Here is a 5,220-nt window from a genome sequence, read left to right as displayed (position 1 = left end):
CCGCGGCCTGCGCGCGGGCCGTCTCCGCGTCGGCGGTCCCGCCGCCCCCGCGAGGCGGCCCGGCGAGGATCTCCGCCACGGAGGGCAGGACCCGCCGCTCCATGGAGGCGAGCGCGCCCCGGTGTACGGGGAAACCTGTGATCTTCTCCATCACGTCGTCGTCCACCACGTGGACCCGGTCGCCGAGGCCGTCGAGGACGTCGGCGAGGGACTCGACCCAGCGGCGGGTCAGCAGGACCGAGCGCACCGGGTAACCGGCGGCCACGGCGCGGCGGATGACCTTCTCCCCCTCCGCGATGAACAGGCCGTGCTCGGCCTCCAGGCTCTTGCGGAGCTCGACGTCGCGCAGATCGGCGAAGTCGGCCAGGCGGGGATCAGGGGCGTCGTGCACCTTCGAATCCTGCCACGGCCCGCGGTCAGGTCTCCCGGGAGGTCTCGGCCTGAGCCGGCCGGGCCTGAACCGGTGGGACCTGAGCCGGCCGGACCGGGGCGGGCGCCTCGGGGCGGCGCCGACCGGCGGAGAGCCGCCACACCGCCGCGTAGCCGAGCAGCAGCACGCAGCAGCCGACCACCACGCCGGCCCCCACCCGGGTGCCCGTCTCCGCCCAGCCGTACGGGGGGAAGAGCAGCGGCCAGGCCGCCCCGCCCAGCGCGGTGGCGGCGGCGGTGGCGCCCAGGACGCCGTGACGCGCCCGGCGGGAGAGCGCCAGGCGCCCGGGGAGCGGCCGGGGCTCCATCCGGGAGAGGCCTCGCCAGGCCCACCAGAGCACGGCGGCCAGGCCCGCGGCCGTGGAGCCGTACTGCAGGACGCGGAAGACGGGGACCAGTCCCGCGATCCGCACGTCCAGCCAGGTCCAGCCCCAGATCGCGGAGCTGTAGGAGTGGGTGAAGGAGTCCCAGAACAGGTGGGTGAAGGCTCCGGCCACGCCTCCGGCGACCACCGCGGGGAGGTGCCGCACGCCGTACCGGCCGGGGGCCAGCGCGGCGGCGCGGCCGGCCAGGGAGGGCGGCAGGAGGGCGGTCAGCGGGTCGCGCAGGAAACCGTGGAAGAGCGCCAGGAGCAGCAGGACCGCCAGGAGGTCGAGGGTGAGGACGCCCGCGACGGAATGCCAGATCATGTAGTCCGGCAGAAACGGCAGGAAGATCGGCAGATCGGGGACCATCGCGCCCAGCGCCAGGGCCCACGGGTCGAGCACTCTGCGGATCCGCTCCGAGGAGACGAACGGCAGCACGGCGGCGACGTGGCTGGGCGTGAACGGCACGGGTCTCCCCCGGAGTCGAGCGGATCGTTCCAAAATCCTACGGGTCGGGTCCCGCTCCGCGGAGCCGGGATGGAGAGTGAGCATGAGGTAGCGTTCCGTGACGGACGGATCCTCCGTCACCGAGGAAAGGCAGGACGACCCGTGGCCGAGCAGAGGGCGGAGCGGACCGCGACGGGCCCGGTACGGCCGGCGCGTGACGGCGCCTGGCTGCGCGACGCCCGCCGGGCGCGCACGCTCTCACTGGTCACCCTCGCCTGGCTGGGCGCCGAGAGCGCGCTCGGCATCGCCGCGGGCCTGCGGGCCCACTCGGTCGCGCTGATCGGCTGGGGGGTCTGGTCCATGGTGGAGGCGCTCGCCAGCCTCATCGTGGTCTGGCGGTTCACCGGGTCCCGGATGCACTCGGCGGATGCCGAGGACCGGGCGCGCAAGGCCGTGGCGGTCAGTTTCTGGCTGCTCGCCCCCTACCTCCTGGTGCACGTGGCGCACGACCTGGACGCGGGACACCGGGCGGAGCCCAGCGTGCTCGGGATCGCGGTGACGGCGGTCAGCCTGGTGAGCATGCCGCTGCTGGGTACGGCGAAGCGACGGCTCGGCGCGCGGCTGCACTCGACGGCCACCGCGGGCGAGGGCACCCAGAACCTGATGTGCGGGCTGCTCGCCGCGGGCGTGCTGGCCGGGCTCGTGCTGAACGGCGCCGGCTGGTGGTGGGCGGACCCGCTGATGGCCGTGTGCCTGGCCGTGGTGGCCGTGCGGGAGGGCCTGCGGACCTGGCGCGGGCATTCCTGCTGCCACTGAGGCCACCACCGAGACCGCCACAGCCTCACCCGGCCACCGCCGACCACCGAGACCGCCAGGGCCGTCGCAGCCCCACCCCGCCGCCTCCGAAGCCGCCGGACCGGCGCCCCATCTCCGCAGAGGCCGCCGGGCTCGCAGCCGGTCGCGACGGTCCGTGCCCCCGCCCGGACGCCGTGCGACCGTGCACACCATGAGTCCCCCTGGCGACACGAAGAGTAATAGTCGCACCAAAAGGGCTGTTTTGCCGTAGTAAGTGTTCCCAGTACAGTTCCGTGAATATTGCGGTTTACCTCCCGATAAAGTGACCGCTGGCTTCAGGACATCGACACCGAAGAGGACATCGTGGGCGGACGCCACCGGACGGATGAACTCGACGACGGCTACACCTCCCCTCGCGAGCCGTCCCGTCGGCGGCGGGGCGGGCGGGGAAAGGTACTGGCCCCGCTCGCGGGATCGGTGGCCTTCGCCGTACTGCTGGGGGTCGCCGCTTTCGTGATCATCAATCCCGACGAAGGCTGCGCGGAGGACGCGACCGCGCTCCGGGTCACCGTCTCGCCCGACATCCACCCCGCGGTCTCCCAGATCGCGGAGCGCTTCAACAAGGCCGGCCAGGGGGACGGCGGCACGTGCGCCTCCGTCAAGGTGGCCAAGTCCGCCTCGGCCACCGTGGCCTCCGGGCTGGGCGGGAGCGGTGGCAAGGTCGGCGCGATGGACCTGTGGATCCCCGACTCCAGCCTCTGGGTGACCAGCGCGCGGGCGAAGAACCCGTCCGTCCCCGAACCCGCCGTGTCCGTCGCCCACTCCCCCGTCGTCATGGTGGCCTCCGGGTCGGTGGTGCCGAACCTGAAGAAGAGCTTCGGCGACGCCAGCTGGGCCGGAATGATCAACGCCACGAACGCGGCCAACGTCGACGGCCCCGGCCGCAAGGTCCGCGTGCTCGCCCTGGACCCCGCGCTCAACTCCGCCGGGCTCGGCGCGCTGCTGGCCGCCGCCGGGGTGGCAACGGCCTCGGGCGTCGGGGACGAGCAGCTGGTCGGCGCGATGAAGACGCTGTCCACTTCGACCGTCAAGGACCAGAGCGCGCTCCTGGCCAGTCTGGGCGTCAAGGGCCGCCGCGTCCCGCTGGGCGTCTCCTCCGAGCAGGGCGTCTGGGCCTTCAACAACACCAAGAAGCCCGAGGTCCCGGCGGTCCCCCTCTATCCGGCCGAGGGCACCTTCAACCTCGACTACCCGGCGGTGGTCACCGCCCAGGACGCCGGCGTCCGCAAGGCGGCCGAGGCGTTCGTCAAGGAGCTCGGCACCCCCGCCGCCCAGAAGACCCTCCAGGACCAGGGCTTCCGCACCCCGGACGGCGAGGGCGGCAAGGCGATCTCCGACGCGGACGGCTTCCAGGCCGAGGCGCCGCAGGCGCTGCCGACCCCCGATCCCAAGACCGTGGCGAGCATGTCCCAGTCGTGGTCGCGGATCAACCTCGGCACCAGGCTGGTCACCCTCCTGGACGTCTCCGGCACCATGGCGCTGCCGATCCCCGGCACCGGGCTCACCCGGATGCAGGCGATCAGCAAGATCGCCCTCGAGGGCATGAAGCCGTTCCCCAACAGCAGCGAGATGGGGCTGTGGGAGTTCTCCACCCATCTCGCCGGCCAGGGGGTGGACTACCGCGAGACGGTCCCGGTCGGCCCGCTGACCGAGACCGTGGACGGCGTGCTGCGCCGGAACCTGATCAACCAGAAGCTGGCCGGGGTCCAGGCCAAGGCCACCGGCGACACCGGCCTCAACGACACCCTCGCCGCCGCCTACCGGATGATGAAGGACGGCTACAAGAGCGACAAGATCAACACGATCCTCATCATGACGGACGGCGCCGGCAACGACGACCCCGACGGCGGGATGAGCAACCAGGAGCTCCTGAAGCTGCTGAAGGACGAGTTCGACCCGGAGAAGCCGGTCAGCGTCCTCATCATCGCCTTCGGCCCCGACGCCCCCAAGGGCAAGCGGCAGATGGACGCCATCGCCAAGGCGACCAACGGCGACGCCTACATCGTCAAGGACATCCTGGAGATCCGCAAGGTCTTCCTGGAGGGCATGAAGCGCCGCCTCTGCTCCCCTCACTGCTGATCTTCCTGCTCTCCGGACGGCCGGTGCCCCACGGGTACCGGCCGTCACATTCTTCCCGTTCCTCCCGGTTCTCCCGGTTCTCCCAGGTCATGCCGGGTCGGCATACCGGGACAACCCCTCCCGGACAGGCAGCGTCCCACTCGCGTGGGGTCTCGGGCGTGTCCCGTGAACGAGCCCGTCTGCGTCGGGGAGGAAATGTCCGTGCCCGGATGGCCGACCGTCGGCCGGACCGACGATCAACGACTCGCGGAGGCGCTCCGCCGCGCCGACGCCCAGGCGCCCGCGCGGCTGTTCGACGCCTACGCCGAGCGGCTCGGCGACTACGCCTTCTCGCTGCTGGGCGATATCGACGCCGCGGCCGACGCCGTGCACGACGCCCTGGTCGTCGCGCACGGGTGCGCGGACCGGCTGCGGGACGCCGGACGGCTGCGTCCCTGGCTGTACGCGCTCGTCCGGTTCCGGTGCGCCGCCGGATCCCGAGGCGGCCGGGGCACCGGGCCCTCGCCGATCATCGACGAGCCCGATGACCCCGCGGAGCGCGAGCTGGCCTCGCTGGTCCGGGAGACGCTGGCGGAGCTGGGCGGACAGGAGCGGGAGGTGCTGGAGCTCTCCCTCCGGCACGGCCTGAGCTCCGGCGAGGTCGGGGCGGTGCTCGGCCTGACCTCCCGGCAGTCCGCGACCCGCCTCGGCCGGGCCCGCGACCACCTGGAGAACACCGCCGCCGCGGTCGTGCTGGCCAGGATCGGCCGGGCGCACTGCCCGGACCTGTCGGCGATGGTCGACTCGTGGGAGGGACCGCTCACCCCGGCGCTGCGCAGGCGGCTCTCGGCCCACATCGCCCGCTGCGAGGTCTGCTCCGGCCTGCGCGACCGGCACGTCCCGGCCCGGCGGCTGCTGGACCTGCTCCCGATCGCCCTGCCGCCCCTCTCCCTGCGCCGCCGGACGATCGCCACCTGCGTGGACCCCGGGCAGAGCGGGACCCGCGCCGCCGTCGTCGCCGCCGGAGACCGCTTCGACCGGACCGGCTTCCCGGTCGCCGGCGACG

4 protein-coding genes and 1 pseudogene are annotated in these 5,220 nt (G+C 73.1%); 3 read left to right on the top strand and 2 right to left on the bottom strand.

The genetic code is table 11. From position 1 onward, the window contains the following. Nucleotides 1-391: pseudogene (locus ACWJ6R_RS29520) on the bottom strand (TrmH family RNA methyltransferase); the annotation flags it as partial. Nucleotides 392-416: 25 nt separating this feature from the next. Next, nucleotides 417-1,262 (bottom strand): DUF4184 family protein, encoded by an 846-nt coding sequence (locus ACWJ6R_RS29515; protein ID WP_449065365.1) that lies wholly within the window; start codon nucleotides 1,260-1,262, stop codon nucleotides 417-419. A 141-nt stretch (nucleotides 1,263-1,403) separates the two neighbouring features. On the opposite strand from ACWJ6R_RS29515, the gene ACWJ6R_RS29510 reads away from it, so the two are divergent. From ACWJ6R_RS29510 to ACWJ6R_RS29500, 3 genes are all read left to right on the top strand, one after another. Then, nucleotides 1,404-2,057 (top strand): cation transporter, encoded by a 654-nt coding sequence (locus ACWJ6R_RS29510; RefSeq protein WP_449065364.1) that lies wholly within the window; start codon nucleotides 1,404-1,406, stop codon nucleotides 2,055-2,057. Between the two features lie 342 nt (nucleotides 2,058-2,399). After that, nucleotides 2,400-4,175 carry a substrate-binding and VWA domain-containing protein gene (locus ACWJ6R_RS29505; protein ID WP_449065363.1) on the top strand — a complete coding sequence of 592 codons (1,776 nt, stop codon included), beginning with the start codon at nucleotides 2,400-2,402 and terminating at the stop codon, nucleotides 4,173-4,175. A 201-nt stretch (nucleotides 4,176-4,376) separates the two neighbouring features. Continuing rightward, on the top strand, nucleotides 4,377-5,220 hold an 844-nt coding region (locus tag ACWJ6R_RS29500), incomplete at its 3' end, for an RNA polymerase sigma factor (RefSeq protein WP_449065362.1).

The sequence above is a fragment of the Planomonospora algeriensis genome, assembly GCF_977012225.1.
Note: the sequence above shows the minus strand (reverse complement) of the source record. Positions and strands in the feature narration are given on the sequence as shown.